General features: G+C 61.5%; 15 protein-coding genes and 1 pseudogene. 12 read left to right on the forward strand and 4 right to left on the reverse strand.

Annotation, left to right across the window (positions count from 1 at the left end):
• Positions 1–146 precede the first annotated feature (146 nt).
• The 5 genes and pseudogenes from map to ACYG9Z_RS02090 all read left to right on the forward strand — a co-directional run bounded on the left by map (position 147) and on the right by ACYG9Z_RS02090 (position 3242).
• Positions 147–980 (forward strand): type I methionyl aminopeptidase, encoded by an 834-nt coding sequence (map, locus tag ACYG9Z_RS02070; RefSeq protein ID WP_023681623.1) that lies wholly within the window; start codon positions 147–149, stop codon positions 978–980.
• Between the two features lie 112 nt (positions 981–1092).
• Positions 1093–1860, forward strand: a complete 768-nt coding sequence (gene radC / locus ACYG9Z_RS02075; protein WP_023751539.1) for a RadC family protein — start codon at positions 1093–1095, stop codon at positions 1858–1860.
• Positions 1861–2094: 234 nt separating this feature from the next.
• Positions 2095–2199: pseudogene (locus ACYG9Z_RS02080) on the forward strand (RidA family protein); the annotation flags it as partial.
• 118 nt (positions 2200–2317) lie between these two features.
• Positions 2318–2449 (forward strand): RidA family protein, encoded by a 132-nt coding sequence (locus ACYG9Z_RS02085; RefSeq protein WP_023751541.1) that lies wholly within the window; start codon positions 2318–2320, stop codon positions 2447–2449.
• A gap of 172 nt (positions 2450–2621) precedes the next feature.
• Entirely contained in the window at positions 2622–3242 is a 621-nt protein-coding gene (locus ACYG9Z_RS02090) for an isochorismatase family protein (protein WP_023751542.1), read from the forward strand.
• A gap of 25 nt (positions 3243–3267) precedes the next feature.
• Here the strand turns inward: ACYG9Z_RS02090 and ACYG9Z_RS02095 are convergent, their stop codons facing one another.
• Complete coding sequence (locus ACYG9Z_RS02095) at positions 3268–4182, reverse strand: LysR family transcriptional regulator (protein ID WP_023751543.1); 915 nt, start codon at positions 4180–4182, stop codon at positions 3268–3270.
• 159 nt (positions 4183–4341) lie between these two features.
• Between ACYG9Z_RS02095 and ACYG9Z_RS02100 the strand changes: the two genes are divergently transcribed.
• The 7 genes from ACYG9Z_RS02100 to ACYG9Z_RS02130 all read left to right on the forward strand — a co-directional run bounded on the left by ACYG9Z_RS02100 (position 4342) and on the right by ACYG9Z_RS02130 (position 10792).
• Positions 4342–4983, forward strand: a complete 642-nt coding sequence (locus tag ACYG9Z_RS02100) for a glutathione S-transferase family protein (protein WP_027050354.1) — start codon at positions 4342–4344, stop codon at positions 4981–4983.
• A gap of 133 nt (positions 4984–5116) precedes the next feature.
• The gene (locus tag ACYG9Z_RS02105) at positions 5117–6043 is read left to right on the forward strand and encodes a DMT family transporter (RefSeq protein ID WP_023667660.1); all 927 of its coding nucleotides are present in this window, start codon (positions 5117–5119) and stop codon (positions 6041–6043) included.
• 227 nt (positions 6044–6270) lie between these two features.
• On the forward strand, positions 6271–7155 hold the full coding sequence (locus ACYG9Z_RS02110) for a cytochrome c oxidase subunit II (protein WP_023667661.1): 885 nt from the start codon (positions 6271–6273) through the stop codon (positions 7153–7155).
• Positions 7156–7177: 22 nt separating this feature from the next.
• Positions 7178–8947 (forward strand): cytochrome c oxidase subunit I, encoded by a 1770-nt coding sequence (gene ctaD / locus ACYG9Z_RS02115; RefSeq protein ID WP_023681631.1) that lies wholly within the window; start codon positions 7178–7180, stop codon positions 8945–8947.
• Complete coding sequence (locus ACYG9Z_RS02120) at positions 8944–9648, forward strand: cytochrome c oxidase subunit 3 (protein ID WP_023688233.1); 705 nt, start codon at positions 8944–8946, stop codon at positions 9646–9648. The genes ctaD and ACYG9Z_RS02120 overlap by 4 nt, the downstream gene beginning before the upstream one ends.
• Positions 9649–9661: 13 nt before the next feature.
• On the forward strand, positions 9662–10384 hold the full coding sequence (locus ACYG9Z_RS02125; protein WP_023667664.1) for a heme-copper oxidase subunit III family protein: 723 nt from the start codon (positions 9662–9664) through the stop codon (positions 10382–10384).
• A gap of 9 nt (positions 10385–10393) precedes the next feature.
• Complete coding sequence (locus ACYG9Z_RS02130; RefSeq protein ID WP_023667665.1) at positions 10394–10792, forward strand: cytochrome C oxidase subunit IV family protein; 399 nt, start codon at positions 10394–10396, stop codon at positions 10790–10792.
• A 63-nt stretch (positions 10793–10855) separates the two neighbouring features.
• Here ACYG9Z_RS02130 and ACYG9Z_RS02135 read toward each other — a convergent pair whose 3' ends face one another.
• The 3 genes from ACYG9Z_RS02135 to ACYG9Z_RS02145 form a co-directional block, all read right to left on the reverse strand.
• Positions 10856–11677 carry a DUF2189 domain-containing protein gene (locus ACYG9Z_RS02135; protein WP_023691119.1) on the reverse strand — a complete coding sequence of 274 codons (822 nt, stop codon included), beginning with the start codon at positions 11675–11677 and terminating at the stop codon, positions 10856–10858.
• Between the two features lie 179 nt (positions 11678–11856).
• Positions 11857–12789, reverse strand: a complete 933-nt coding sequence (locus tag ACYG9Z_RS02140) for a heme o synthase (protein WP_023716235.1) — start codon at positions 12787–12789, stop codon at positions 11857–11859.
• Positions 12790–12942: 153 nt separating this feature from the next.
• Positions 12943–13323, reverse strand: a complete 381-nt coding sequence (locus tag ACYG9Z_RS02145) for a c-type cytochrome (RefSeq protein ID WP_023667668.1) — start codon at positions 13321–13323, stop codon at positions 12943–12945.
• Positions 13324–13329: the final 6 nt, after the last annotated feature.

The raw sequence follows: 13329 nt of genomic DNA on the forward strand, positions 1-13329 counted from the left end.
CTGAGCGGTCGCGCAAGCCAGGAATATCGCCAGTATCAGTCCATTGCCGGCAGTTCTTCCTTGAACCTTGCGGCTTGCAGTGCCAAATCTGAGGAAATTTTCTAACGGGCTGATATGCGCCGCCCGCTTACAGGCAAACGGACACTATGGTAACCTATCTCGACGCCGCCACGGCACCCCTCAGGAACACCGGCCAGATCCGCCTCTACGGCGAAGAAGGATTTGCCGGCATGCGCAAGGCCTGCGATCTCACCGCGCGCTGCCTTGATGAACTGGTGCCGATGGTCCAGCCGGGTGTCACCACCGAGACCATCGACCGTTTCGTCTTCGAATTCGGCATGGACCAAGGCGCGCTACCGGCGACGCTCAACTACCGCGGCTACACCAAATCGTCCTGCACCTCGATCAACCACGTCGTCTGCCACGGCATTCCAGACAACAAGCCGTTGAAGGATGGCGACATCGTCAACATCGACGTCACCTACATCCTCGACGGCTGGCACGGCGATTCCTCGCGCATGTATCCCGTCGGCACCATCAAGCGCGCCGCCGAACGCCTGCTTGAAGTCACTCATGAGTGCCTGATGCGCGGAATCGCGGCGGTCCGGCCCGGCGCCCGCACCGGCGCCATCGGCGCCGCCATCCAGACCTATGCCGAGGCAGAGCGCTGCTCGGTGGTGCGCGATTTCTGCGGCCACGGCGTTGGCCAGCTGTTCCACGACGCACCCAACATCCTGCACTATGGCACCGCCTCGGAAGGCGTCGAGATGCGGCCGGGCATGATCTTCACCATCGAGCCCATGATCAATCTTGGCCGGCCGCATGTGAAAGTGCTGTCGGACGGCTGGACGGCGGTGACGCGCGACCGCTCGCTGTCGGCGCAGTACGAACACACGATCGGCGTCACCGAAACTGGCTGCGAGATTTTCACCCTGTCGCCAAACAAGCTCGACCGCCCCGGCCTGCCGCCGGTCAGCTGAAAACAAGATCGCCTCAAGCCGCAGCTTTGAGGCGCCGTCGCCGAAAAAACTCGACCGCGCGCTGCTTACCGCTCTAATCTGCCGTCGAAGCCTCGGGGAGTGTGGGGGATGGATGGGGAACAGCGGTGACGACGAACGGGGGTTCTTCTCCGAGCGGTGGCTTGAACCACCGGCGAAGGACAAGGCACCAAGAGACAAATCGGCGGAGAAGCCACACTATCACGGCCATCGCGACCGTTTGCGCGAGCGCTTCGTTGCCGGCGGCGCGGACGCCCTGCCCGACTACGAACTTCTCGAACTGCTGCTGTTTCGCCTGATCCCGCGCGTCGACACCAAGCCGATCGCCAAGGCGCTCTTGGCGCGCTTCGGCACTTTTGGCGAAGTGCTTGGCGCACCGGTGGCGCTGCTGCAGGAGGTGAAGGGCATCGGCCCCGCCGTGGCGGTCGACCTGAAGGTGATTGCCGCTGCCGCGCAGCGCATGGCGCGGACCGAGGTTCGCGACCGCGAGGTGCTGTCCAACTGGACGCAGCTTCTTGCGTACTGCCGCTCGGCGATGGCGTTCGAGAACCGCGAACAGTTCCGCATCTTGTTTCTCGACAAGAAGAACGTGCTGATCGCCGACGAGGTACAGCAGGTCGGCACCGTGGACCACACGCCGGTCTATCCGCGCGAAGTGATCAAGCGCGCGCTGGAACTATCGGCCAGCGCCGTCATCCTGGTGCATAACCACCCTTCCGGCGATCCGACACCATCGCGTGCGGACATCGAAATGACCAAGCAGATCATCGAGAGCGCCAAGCCGCTCGGCATCGCCGTCCACGACCACATCATCATCGGCAAGAAAGGCAACGCCTCGATGAAGGGCCTGCTGCTGATCTGAGCCTGATGGGCGCCGGTGCCGTCATCCCAAACGCCACCGCTCGCGAGCCAATCAGCAACATTCCGGCTTGGCTCAAACGCCCACGCTTGCGGTGTAGAAGTGATAGTGCGACGGAAGCGCCCGCTTCGGCGACAATGTGGTAGACCCGCGAATACGAAGCAGCCACAGCCATTGCAGGAGATCTATTCAATGACGCTCGAATGCATAAATCCAAATGATCTGCCGATTCCAGAAATGTACTCCCAGGTCGTCGTTGCGACAGGAAGCAAGCTGGTGTTCGTCTCGGGCCAGCAACCAGAAGACATACACGGCAAGCTCGTTGGCCATGGTGATTTCGCAGTCCAGGCGCGCCTGGCGTTCGGGAATCTCGGCCGAGCGCTTGCTGCCGCCGGCGCTCGGCCCGTAGCAAGTCTGCAAGATCACGATCTACATCGTCGATTACAAACGCGACGAACACGTGCCGATCATCGAAGCGGCCCAGATCGAGCTGTTCGGCGATCACAAGCCGGCAAACGTAGTGGTCGGGATAGCGGTGATGTCTCCCGGCTACCTGATAGAGATCGATGCGATCGCGGTCATCGACCCGTAGGCCAAGCGAGGACGCGTCAAGTCGCCCAAACAAATCCCGGAACTCGCTGCGAGATTGCCACGACCTTGATCTCTCCATCCATCCACGATCACATCGTCATCGGCAGGAATTGCGATGTCTCGATGAAGAGCCTGCTGCTCACCTGATCAACGTCGGAAACAGGAAACACGCAATGCCCCAGCCCGGCGACGAACCATGGCCGTTCGACAAGCAACGCGCAGCCCTCCTGGTCATCGACATGCAAAGCGACTTCGTCGATGAGGGCGCCGTCATGGAAGTGGCCATGGCCCGCCATCGCATTCCGGCGATGCGGCAGGTGGTCGAGCTTTGCCGCGCGCAAGGCGTCCCGGTGATCTACACCCAGCATGTGCTCAGCGACCATTTCGATATCTCGCCGCTGGAAACCAGCTATCAGCCGAAGCTGAAAACCAAAGGCATGCGGGAAGGCAGCGCCGGCGCCGAAATCGTCGCCGCGCTTGCGCCCTTGCCTGGGGATGTCGTCATCAAGAAGCACCGCTACGATGCCTTCCACAACACGCAGCTCGAGACCGTGTTGCGCAACATCCGTGGCGCAGGCCGGGTCGACACGGTGATCATCATCGGCACCGTGACCAGCATCTGCTGCGAATCCACCGCGCGGAGCGCCTTCATGCGCGACTACAAGGTGGCTTTCATCAGCGACGCCAATGGCGGACTGGACGAGGCATCGCACAATGCAACCCTCGACATCATAGGCAAGGTGTTCGGGCGCGTGATGACGGTTGCCGAGCTTGGGAACCTGTTGCGGAGTTGAACCCCAGCGTCAGCTGGCGTGCGTCTCAAGCTCCGGCGCCGAGCCTGCCCTCAAGAAGGTCGCGCCGCTGCTGCAATTCGCCGGAGACGAATTTGGTGAAGGCGTGGACGCGCGCCGTGCGGCGCAAATCGTCGTGCACCAGCACCCACAGCGCCGAGCCAATCTCCTCGATCAGCCCTCCGATCCTTACAAGCCCGGGCAGGCTGTCGCCGAGATAACAGGGCAGCGCCGCAACCCCGATACCGGCGCCCGCCGCATGCGACATCGTCACCAGGGAATCGGCGCGCATGGCGATCTCGACATCGGGCAGCGACGACCGCATCCAGCGGGCGACGCCGGTGTTGGCTAGGCTGTCGTCGGGCGCGATCCAGCGCAGCGCACCCAATCTCGGCTCCGGGGGTAGCGTTTCGGCGTAGGAACGTGTCGCGTAGGCGGCGAAGGCGACGCCCGAAATGCGCCGGCCGACCAGGATTTCCTGCGGTTGCGACACCGGCCTGATCGCCACGTCTGCATCCCTTTGCGTCAGGTTGGCGATGGAATTCTGCGTCATCGCCTCGACCCGTATGCCGGGATGGAGCTTATGAAACGCCGCCAGGATCGGCGGCAGCACCGATGCCATTAGCGTATCGGTGGTGGTGACCCGCAACCTGCCTTCGAACCTGAGATCCTGCCCCGACAGTTTGCGCGCCAGTTCATTGACCGTCTCGGCCATTGTGCGTGCCGCGCCCAGCAGTTCCTCGCCGCCCGCGGTGAGGGCATAGCCAGTCGGCAGCCGATCGAAAAGGCGGATACCCAGCCGCGCCTCGAAGGCGTTGACGCGCCGCAGCACAGTCGTGTGGTTCACGCCTAGGATCCGAGCCGCCGCCGCCAGCGAAGCGCCATCGGCGACGGCCAGCACCATGCGCAGATCTTCCCAGTCGATATCGCGTGAGCTGTGCATTCTTGCAGAAAGATAAAAGAAAGCGCTGCGCTCTGCGAGTCAAAATGACGCTTCGCTGTGCAAAAACGCAGAGCAAGCGGGCGAATCGGCATGTCGATCTGCGCATGCACGCACGCCATATGGAGTCCGACGCAAAAGAAACAGTCGCGGAGAAGAGCCATGACGCCGATAGAACTCTACACCTGCCAGACACCCAACGGGCACAAGGCCTCGATCATGCTGGAAGAGGTCGGCCTGCCCTACTCGGTCCGCTTGGTCGACATCGAAAGGGGCGACCAGACCAAGCCTGATTTCCTGGCGCTCAATCCCAACAACAAGATCCCGGTGATCGTCGACCGGGACGCCGGCCGCACGGTCTTCGAATCCGGCGCCATCCTACACTACCTGGCGCGACGGTCGGGCAAGCTTCAGCCGGTGGGCGCGCAGGAGGCGGACGATACGCTGACCTGGACCTTGTTCCAGGCGGCCCATGTCGGCCCGACGCTTGGCCAATTGTGGAATTACAAAATCTTCGCGCCGGAAAAAATCCCTTATGTGATCGAGCGTTTTGAGCGCGAAACCGGACGCGTCTTCCGAGTGCTCAATAGCCGGCTCAAGAACTATGAGCACATCGTCGGCAAAAGCTACGGCATCGCCGATGTGATGACATGGCCATGGATCAACGCGGCCGTCACCAGGCTCGGCCTCAGCCTCGATGACGCGCCAGACCTGGCGCGTTGGTATGCCGCCATAGGCCGACGCTCCGCAGTTGTCAGAGGCATTGCCGTTCCCGCCCTGCCCGAAGCATCGGCTGCCGCTTAGATCATGATGAGATTTGGTTGAAATCTCATCATGACCTAACCCTTTGTTGGAGCATGATCTTTTCCAAAAAACCGGCACCCACTTTTTGGGATCATGCCCTAGCCGCCGCACCCCGCATTCAAGGAATACGATCGTGGAAATCCTCTTCGTCCCTCTGGCGCTTGTCGCCGGTGGCCTGCTTGCGGTGCAAGCCGGCGCCAATGCCCAACTTTCAAAGGCGGTCGGCTCACCCTTTGCCGCGACCACGCTTCAGCTCGCGGTCGGCGCCATCGTGCTGTTGTCGATCACGGCCCTCACCGGAACGACACCGGCTCTGCTTGCCGTTCGGCAAGCCGAATGGTGGCATGCGATCGGCGGCATGGCTTCGGCCTTCTACGTTGTTTCGACCATTCTTCTGTTCCCTCGCCTTGGCGCCGTCGTGTCCGTCGGGCTCTTCATCGCTGGGCAGATGCTTGCATCCTTCGCCCTCGACACGTTCGGCTGGCTCGGGATCCCCGAAGCCGGACTGCGAGCCGGGCCTGCCTTCGGCATGCTCGTCTTGCTTGCCGGGGCTGCCCTCATCGTTCTGGGACAGAAGGGCGCGGCCGACAATACCGCATCCTCAAGACCAGGGTGGATCGGACTGGCGCTGCTGGCAGGCGCCGTGCTTCCGGTGCAAGGCGCTGTAAACGCCTTGCTTCGGCACGACCTTGGCGGCGCGCCGTTTGCGGTCGGCACCATCTCGTTCCTGGTGGCGATGCTGGCCATGGCCGCGGTGCTTCTGATCGCGCTTGCCCTGACGAAGACGCCCCGCCCTCGCCTCGCCGGCTTGTCGTCGATGCCCTGGTGGGGCTGGCTCGGAGGTTTTGCCGGCGCCACCTATGTCACGACCGTGTTCACCGCCATCCCCGTCATCGGAGCGGCAGCTGCCGTCAGCCTGACGGTGGCCGGCCAGCAGGTCGCCGGCATCTTCGTCGACACCTTCGGCTGGTTCCGCCTGCCGCAGCGGCTTGTCTCCGGCATGCGGCTCGCCGGCGTCGTGCTGCTTTTGGCCGGCTGCATCATCATCAAGGCGCTTTGATCCCGCTGGAACAAGGCAAGCCGAATCAAACCAGTCCCTGCCCTCCCTGATTTGGGGGTCAGGTGTCGCTCCGGCGTCACCAACGAAGCAAGGTCCGGGCGCCGCAGAAGCAATTTTTCGCTCCTTCCACAACCGGCTCTAGAATTTCGATCGCAAATCACGCATGATGCACTTGGTATTTTCCCGGGACGGCTTCGCGCCCCCTGAAATACCGGGAGGAACGGGACATGCCCATAGTGGTTGTACTCGTTTTGATCGTCGTGGGCTCGGTGTTGTTCCACTTCCTGAGCCCATGGTGGTGGACTCCGATTGCCTCGAATTGGGACTATATCGACAACACCATCATCATCACCTTTTGGATTACCGGCGTCGTCTTCGCCGCAGTCGTCCTATTCATGGCCTATTGCGTTTTCCGCTTCCGTCACCGCGAAGGCAACCAGGCGGCCTACGAACCGGAGAACAAGCGGCTCGAATGGTGGCTGACGATCGTCACCGGAGTGGGTGTTACCGCCATGCTGGTTCCCGGCCTGTTTGTCTGGAGCCGGTTCGTCAACGTTCCAAGCGACGCAACCGTGGTCGAAGTCGTCGGCCAGCAATGGCAGTGGAGCTTCCGCTTGCCCGGCAAGGACGGCAAACTCGGCACATCCGACACCCGCGACGTCACCGCTGAAAATCCGCTGGGCGTGATCGCCAAGGATCCCAGCGGCCAGGACGACGTCGTGGTCGAAGCGGCCGACCTGCATCTGCCGGTCGGCAAGCCGGTCAAGATGCTGCTGCGCTCGATCGATGTGTTGCACGATTTCTACGTTCCGGAATTCCGCGCCAAGATGGACATGATACCGGGCTCGGTCACCTATTTCTGGTTCACCCCCACCAAGACCGGGACCTTCCAGGTTCTGTGCGCCGAACTGTGCGGCCAGGGGCACCCGATGATGCATGGCATCGTCATGGTCGATACCGAGCAGGACTATGTGGCCTGGCTCGACCAGCAGCAGACGTTCGCGCAGTTGTCGGCGCCGCAGCAGACGGGCTCGGTGGAACAGGCGCCGGGCAACGCGACGGCGTCAGCTCTAGAAGTTGCGGCAAAACTCGAAACTGTCGGGTCCCGCTGAAGGGCACGGAGGTGCTCCGCCTATGGTCGATATCACGCCTGCAGATGCCGTCCCGCCCGCCGAAGTCGCGGAAATGGAGCTTTACCATCCGCACAGCTGGTGGACGAAGTATGTCTTCTCGCAGGACGCCAAGGTCATCGCCATCCAGTATTCGGCGACCGCAACGGCCATCGGCCTGGTCGCGCTGGTGCTGTCCTGGCTGATGCGGCTGCAGCTCGGCTTCCCCGGCACGTTCGATTTCATCACCCCCGAGGCCTACTACCAGTTCATCACCATGCACGGCATGATCATGGTGATCTACCTGCTCACGGCACTCTTCCTCGGCGGCTTCGGCAACTACCTGATCCCGCTGATGGTCGGCGCCCGCGACATGGTCTTTCCCTATGTCAACATGCTGAGCTACTGGATCTACCTCCTTGCCGTGCTGGTGCTGGTGTCGAGCTTCTTTGCGCCCGGCGGACCGACCGGCGCCGGGTGGACGCTCTATCCGCCGCAAGCCATCATGACCGGTACACCTGGCGGCCAGGAATGGGGCATCATCCTGATGCTCGTCTCGCTGATCCTGTTCATCATCGGCTTCACCATGGGCGGTCTGAACTATGTCGTGACGGTGCTGCAGGCCCGCACGCGCGGCATGACGATGATGCGCCTGCCGCTGACCGTCTGGGGCATCTTCACCGCCACCGTCATGGCGCTGCTCGCCTTTCCGGCGCTGTTCGTCGCCTGCGTGATGATGCTGCTTGACCGCGCGCTTGGAACCTCCTTTTTCATGCCCGCGGTCGTCGAGATGGGGGAACAGCTACAGCACAATGGCGGCAGCCCGATCCTGTTCCAGCATCTGTTCTGGTTCTTCGGCCACCCGGAAGTCTACATCGTGGCGCTGCCGGCCTTCGGCATCGTCTCCGATCTGATCAGCACGCATGCGCGCAAGAACATTTTTGGCTACCGGATGATGGTCTGGGCCATCGTTGGCATCGGCGCGCTGAGCTTCGTGGTCTGGGCGCACCACATGTATGTCAGCGGCATGCACCCCTATTTCGGCTTCTTCTTCGCCACCACGACACTGATCATCGCCATCCCGACGGCGATCAAGGTCTACAATTGGGTGCTGACGCTGTGGCGGGGCGACATCCATCTCACCATACCGATGCTGTTTGCCATGGCTTTCATCGTCACCTTCGTCAATGGCGGGTTGACCGGGCTGTTTCTCGGCAACGTCGTCGTCGACGTCCCGCTGTCGGACACGATGTTCGTCGTCGCTCACTTCCATATGGTCATGGGTGTTGCTCCGATCGTCGTCATCTTCGGCGCGATCTACCACTGGTACCCGAAGGTCACCGGCCGGATGCTGAACGAGACGCTCGGCCGGTTCCATTTCTGGGTCACATTCCTCGGCGCCTACCTGATCTTCTTTCCCATGCATTACATCGGCCTGATGGGCGTGCCGCGGCGCTATGCCGAACTGACCGACGTGACGGTCATGACGGAGTCGGCGCATCACCTGAACTCGTTCATCAGCATCATGGCGTTTATCGTCGGCTTCGCCCAGATCGTTTTCCTGTTCAATCTTATCTGGAGCATCCGCCATGGGCGCGAGGCCGGTGGCAATCCATGGCGAGCCACGACACTCGAATGGCAAACGCCGCAGACGCCACCGGCGCATGGCAATTTCGGCAAGGATCTGCCGATCGTCTATCGCTGGGCCTATGACTACAGCGTGCCGGGCGCCAAGGAGGACTTCATTCCGCAAAACATGCCGGGCACGTTCGGCCCCTCCAGGGAGCCGGCATGAGCGTCATCCTGGTCTTCCTTCTCGTGATCGCCGGCTTTGCCGGCTGGTGGCTCTCGCATCAGCGGCTGATGGCGAAACCATGGCTCGAGCAAGGTGTGGCAGGAGATTTTGTCGCCTTCGACCGATCGAGCCTGCCGACCGCCAAGATTGGCCTCGGTGTCTTCCTCGCCGTGGTCGGCTGCCTGTTTGCGCTGTTCACCAGCGCCTACTTCATGCGTATGGCGCTGTCGGACTGGCAGCCGCTGCCCATCCCACGCCTGCTCTGGCTCAACACCGGCATGCTGGTGCTGAGCAGCGTTGCGCTGCAATGCGCCTCGATCGCGGCGCGCAAGCGCCAGATGGACACGGTCAGGCTCGGCCTTGCCGCGGCTGGGCTCACCGCGATCGCCTTCCTCATCGGGCAGCTCATGGCATGGCGGGACCTGACCGCCGATGGCTATTTTCTGGCCTCCAATCCGGCCAACAGTTTTTTCTACCTGATAACCGGGATGCACGGCCTGCATATCGTGGGAGGGCTGGTGGGCCTGGGCAGGACAACCGCCGGCGCCTGGAACGGGGCACGGCCGGAACGGCTTCGCCTCAGCGTCGAATTATGCGCCATGTACTGGCATTTCCTGCTTTTCGTCTGGCTCGCCATCTTCGCTCTTTTAGCCGGCTGGGCCGCGACGTTCATCGATATTTGCCGGCAGTTGCTGACCTAGGAGGTCGAGGAGCATGGCAGAAACGACACTGACGCATACCGGCCAAACGGAGACGCGGCCCGCAGGCTGGCAAGGCATCGCCGCCGATTGGTCCTCGGATCAGCGCGCGTTCAAGAACGTGTCCTGGGGCAAGGCCATGATGTGGATCTTCCTGCTCAGCGACACCTTCATCTTCGGCTGCTTCCTGCTCTCCTACATGACCGCGCGCGTCTCCACACGTGTGCCGTGGCCCAATCCGAGCGAGGTCTTTGCGCTTCGCATCGGCGGTTCGGACATTCCACTGATCCTGATTGCCATCATGACCTTCGTGCTGATATCGAGCAGCGGAACGATGGCCATGGCGGTCAATTTTGGCTATCGCCGCGACCGCCGCAAAACCGCAATCCTCATGCTTCTGACGGCAGCGCTAGGAGCCACCTTCGTCGGCATGCAAGCCTTCGAATGGACCAAGTTGATCACCGAAGGGGTACGGCCGTGGGGCAATCCCTGGGGCGCGGCACAATTCGGCTCGACTTTCTTCATGATCACCGGCTTCCACGGCACGCATGTGACGATCGGGGTGATCTTCCTCATCATCGTGGCGCGAAAGGTCTGGCGTGGAGACTACGACGTCGGTCGTCCCGGCTTCTTCACCAGCCGCAGGGGTCGCTACGAGAACGTCGAAATCATGGGGCTCTACTGGCATTTCGTCGACCTGGTCTGGGTGTTCATTTTCGCATTCTTCTATCTTTGGTGAGAGGCTGACATGGCTGAAGCAACCGCAAACGGCCTCGGGCAACACGCGCTGCACTCTGATCATGCGCATGAAGGGCCATCGACCGGCGTCGCGGAGGTTCATCAGGAACATCCGATCAAGCTCTATCTGGTGGTCTGGGCATGGCTGTTCATCCTCAGCGCCTGCTCCTACATGGTCGATTATCTCGGCATCCACGGCTATCTCAGATGGTCTCTGATCCTGATCTTCATGATCCTCAAGGCCGGGCTGATCGTCGCCGTGTTCATGCACATGGCCTGGGAGCGGCTGGCGCTGACCTATGCGATCATCCTGCCGCCGCTTCTGATATTGGTGTTCGTGGCGATGATGCTCTTCGAAGCGGACTACACGCTTCTCACCCGGTTGTCCTTCTTCGGACCGGGGCCCTGACGCACAGTCTTCATCTCCGGTCAAAGACCGGAGATGAAGCTTCCCATCAGCTGATCTGCGGGGTCAGAGGCCGACCCGCGTCGGGGACGATGGCGGCTCCACAACCTTGCGGTAGACATGCCAGGTGGCGTGACCCAGGATCGGCAGCACGACCGCCAGCCCGGCAAACACCGGCAGCGAGCCTATGATCAGGGCGACGGCGACAATCAGTCCCCAGACAGCCATGGGGATCGGGTTCGCCAGCACCGCTCGCACCGACGTGTGGATGGCTTCGTAGGCGCCGACGTCGCGGTCGAGCAGCAATGGGAAGGCGACAACCGTCGTGCACAACACCACCGCGGCGAAGACGAAGCCGATGGCGTGACCCAGGACAATCAGAGACCAGCCGCGTCCGGTGGCAAATATTTCATTGATGAAGCCCGAAATCGATGCAGGCGGAGCCGGGCCGAAGAGATATTCGTAGAACACCTGCGCCGCCAAAAGCCAGGCGATGAAGATTGCAACCAGCATGATCCCGACTGCGGCGATGGCTGGCAGGGCCGGAGAATTCCTGACCTCGAACGCGTGCGTCCAGGAGGTGTCGAGCCCGGCTTCTCGTCTGCGGCTGATCTCGTAAAGGCCGATCGCCGCGAATGGACCGATAAGCGCAAAGCCGGACACCAGCGGAAACAACATCGGCAACGCATTGGCACCCGAAGTCCAGGCAGCGAGCACCACGCCGACAAGCGGATAGATCAGGCAGAGAAAGACGATGTGCGACGGTTTGACCATAAAATCGTCAACACCGCGCTTGAGCGCATCGAAAAGATCGGAAACACTGATTTTTCGGATTTTGGTGTGTTCCAGCGTTTCGCTGGCGCCTGCAATCACGTGAAAACTTGTCATGCCCGTTCCTCCAGACCAGGTCCGGCAAGGTCGCGGTGTCACGGTGCTGCCGTTCTGCATGACTGGCCACGCGAACCGCGACCTGCACCGCAATCAATATACTCCATTGACTGGAGCTTGTCGCCCGTTCTTACAAAAGGCTCCCGGAAGGCGAAGTTTCCGAACACAGCGTCATGCCGTCACCCTCCGGCTGACATGAACGCGCGCATCGCGATGGTATCGGCAAGCAGCACGGCAAAGATCGCGAAAAGATAGAAGATCGAATAGGCAAACAGCGCCTTGGCCGGCTTCATCTCCTTGTCGAGGATGACCAGGGCGTTCCAGGCATGCCAGATGAAACCCGCGCCCAACGCAGCCGAAACAATCCCATAGACCCCGCTCGTAAATCCGAACGCCCAGGGCAGCACTCCGATCGGTGCCAGAAGCAGTGAATAGGCGAAGATCTGCCTTCTGGTCGAGGCCTGGCCGGCCACGTTCGGCATCATCGGGATGCCGGCAGCGGCATAGTCGCCGGCCTTGAACAGTGCGAGCGCCCAGAAATGCGGCGGCGTCCACAGGAAAATGATCAGGAACAGGATCAGGCTTTCAATGCCGATGGCGCCGGTGGCCGCCGCCCAGCCGATCATCGGAGGAAGGGCACCCGCTGCGCCGCCGATGACGATGTTCTGCGGCGTCGAGCGCTTCAGCCACATCGTATAGATGACGACGTAGAAAAAGATTGTGAAGGCCAGCAGTGACGCGGCAAGCCAGCCCACCAGCACGCCGAGCGTCATGACCGAAAGTGCGGAAAGCACCAGGCCGAAGCCGAGCGCTTCGCCGGCCGTGACGCGGCCCGACGGAACCGGCCGCTTTGATGTGCGCGACATCAGCGCGTCGATGTCGGCGTCGTACCACATGTTGAGCGCGCCGGCCGCTCCCGCTCCAACCGCAATCGCACCTATGGCGATCACGGCGATGACCGGGTTCATCGCGCCGGGCGCCACCATCAGACCGACGAAGGCGGTAAAGACGGCAAGGGCCATGACCCGAGGCTTCAAGAGCGCAAAGAAATCACTGGCCGTCGCGTCCGAGAGGCGGACGCCGGTATCCTTGAGGCTTTCCTTGACCGACATTTGAGACGACCATCGATGGAAACCGGGCAGCCTAGAGCAATTCCAGGAAAAGTGTATGCGGTTTTCCATCCGGAATTGCGTAAGAACAAAGAGATCGAGCGGATCGCCGTTTCCGTGAAACGGTGAAACGCTCTGGCCGGCCGAAGAGCCAGGTTACGGGGAAAATTGCTTCAGATAGGCGATGACGTTGGCGACGTCCTCGTCCTTCTTGAGGCCGGGAAACGCCATCTTCGTCCCTTTGACCATTGCCTTGGGGTCGTGAAGATACGTCGTCAGTGTCGGCTCATCCCATTTGACGCCGGATGTGCCGGCCGCGATCATGGCTTCGGAATATTTGAAATCCGGATGCGTACCGGCCGTCCGGCCGATAACGCCATGCAACGAAGGGCCTATCTTGTTGGTGTCTTGGTCTGCGACGTGGCAGACCTTGCATTTGGTGAAGACCTTCTCGCCCGCCGCGGCGTCCTGTGCCCGCGATGGATTGGCGATGAAAGTTGCAACGGAAACGACGGCGAAAAACGCAACCAAGCGCATGGCATT

This window comes from Mesorhizobium sp. RSR380A (genome assembly GCF_054719385.1).

Excerpts from the sequence above, each read along its gene's own strand:
- map (WP_023681623.1), top strand. The coding sequence starts at position 147 with ATGGTAACCTATCTCGACGCCGCCACGGCACCCCTCAGGAACACCGGC.
- radC (WP_023751539.1), top strand. The coding sequence starts at position 1,093 with ATGGGGAACAGCGGTGACGACGAACGGGGGTTCTTCTCCGAGCGGTGG.
- ACYG9Z_RS02090 (WP_023751542.1), top strand. The coding sequence starts at position 2,622 with ATGCCCCAGCCCGGCGACGAACCATGGCCGTTCGACAAGCAACGCGCA.
- ACYG9Z_RS02095 (WP_023751543.1), bottom strand. The coding sequence starts at position 4,182 with ATGCACAGCTCACGCGATATCGACTGGGAAGATCTGCGCATGGTGCTG.
- ACYG9Z_RS02100 (WP_027050354.1), top strand. The coding sequence starts at position 4,342 with ATGACGCCGATAGAACTCTACACCTGCCAGACACCCAACGGGCACAAG.
- ACYG9Z_RS02110 (WP_023667661.1), top strand. The coding sequence starts at position 6,271 with ATGCCCATAGTGGTTGTACTCGTTTTGATCGTCGTGGGCTCGGTGTTG.
- ctaD (WP_023681631.1), top strand. The coding sequence starts at position 7,178 with ATGGTCGATATCACGCCTGCAGATGCCGTCCCGCCCGCCGAAGTCGCG.
- ACYG9Z_RS02120 (WP_023688233.1), top strand. The coding sequence starts at position 8,944 with ATGAGCGTCATCCTGGTCTTCCTTCTCGTGATCGCCGGCTTTGCCGGC.
- ACYG9Z_RS02125 (WP_023667664.1), top strand. The coding sequence starts at position 9,662 with ATGGCAGAAACGACACTGACGCATACCGGCCAAACGGAGACGCGGCCC.
- ACYG9Z_RS02130 (WP_023667665.1), top strand. The coding sequence starts at position 10,394 with ATGGCTGAAGCAACCGCAAACGGCCTCGGGCAACACGCGCTGCACTCT.
- ACYG9Z_RS02135 (WP_023691119.1), bottom strand. The coding sequence starts at position 11,677 with ATGACAAGTTTTCACGTGATTGCAGGCGCCAGCGAAACGCTGGAACAC.
- ACYG9Z_RS02140 (WP_023716235.1), bottom strand. The coding sequence starts at position 12,789 with ATGTCGGTCAAGGAAAGCCTCAAGGATACCGGCGTCCGCCTCTCGGAC.
- ACYG9Z_RS02145 (WP_023667668.1), bottom strand. The coding sequence starts at position 13,323 with ATGCGCTTGGTTGCGTTTTTCGCCGTCGTTTCCGTTGCAACTTTCATC.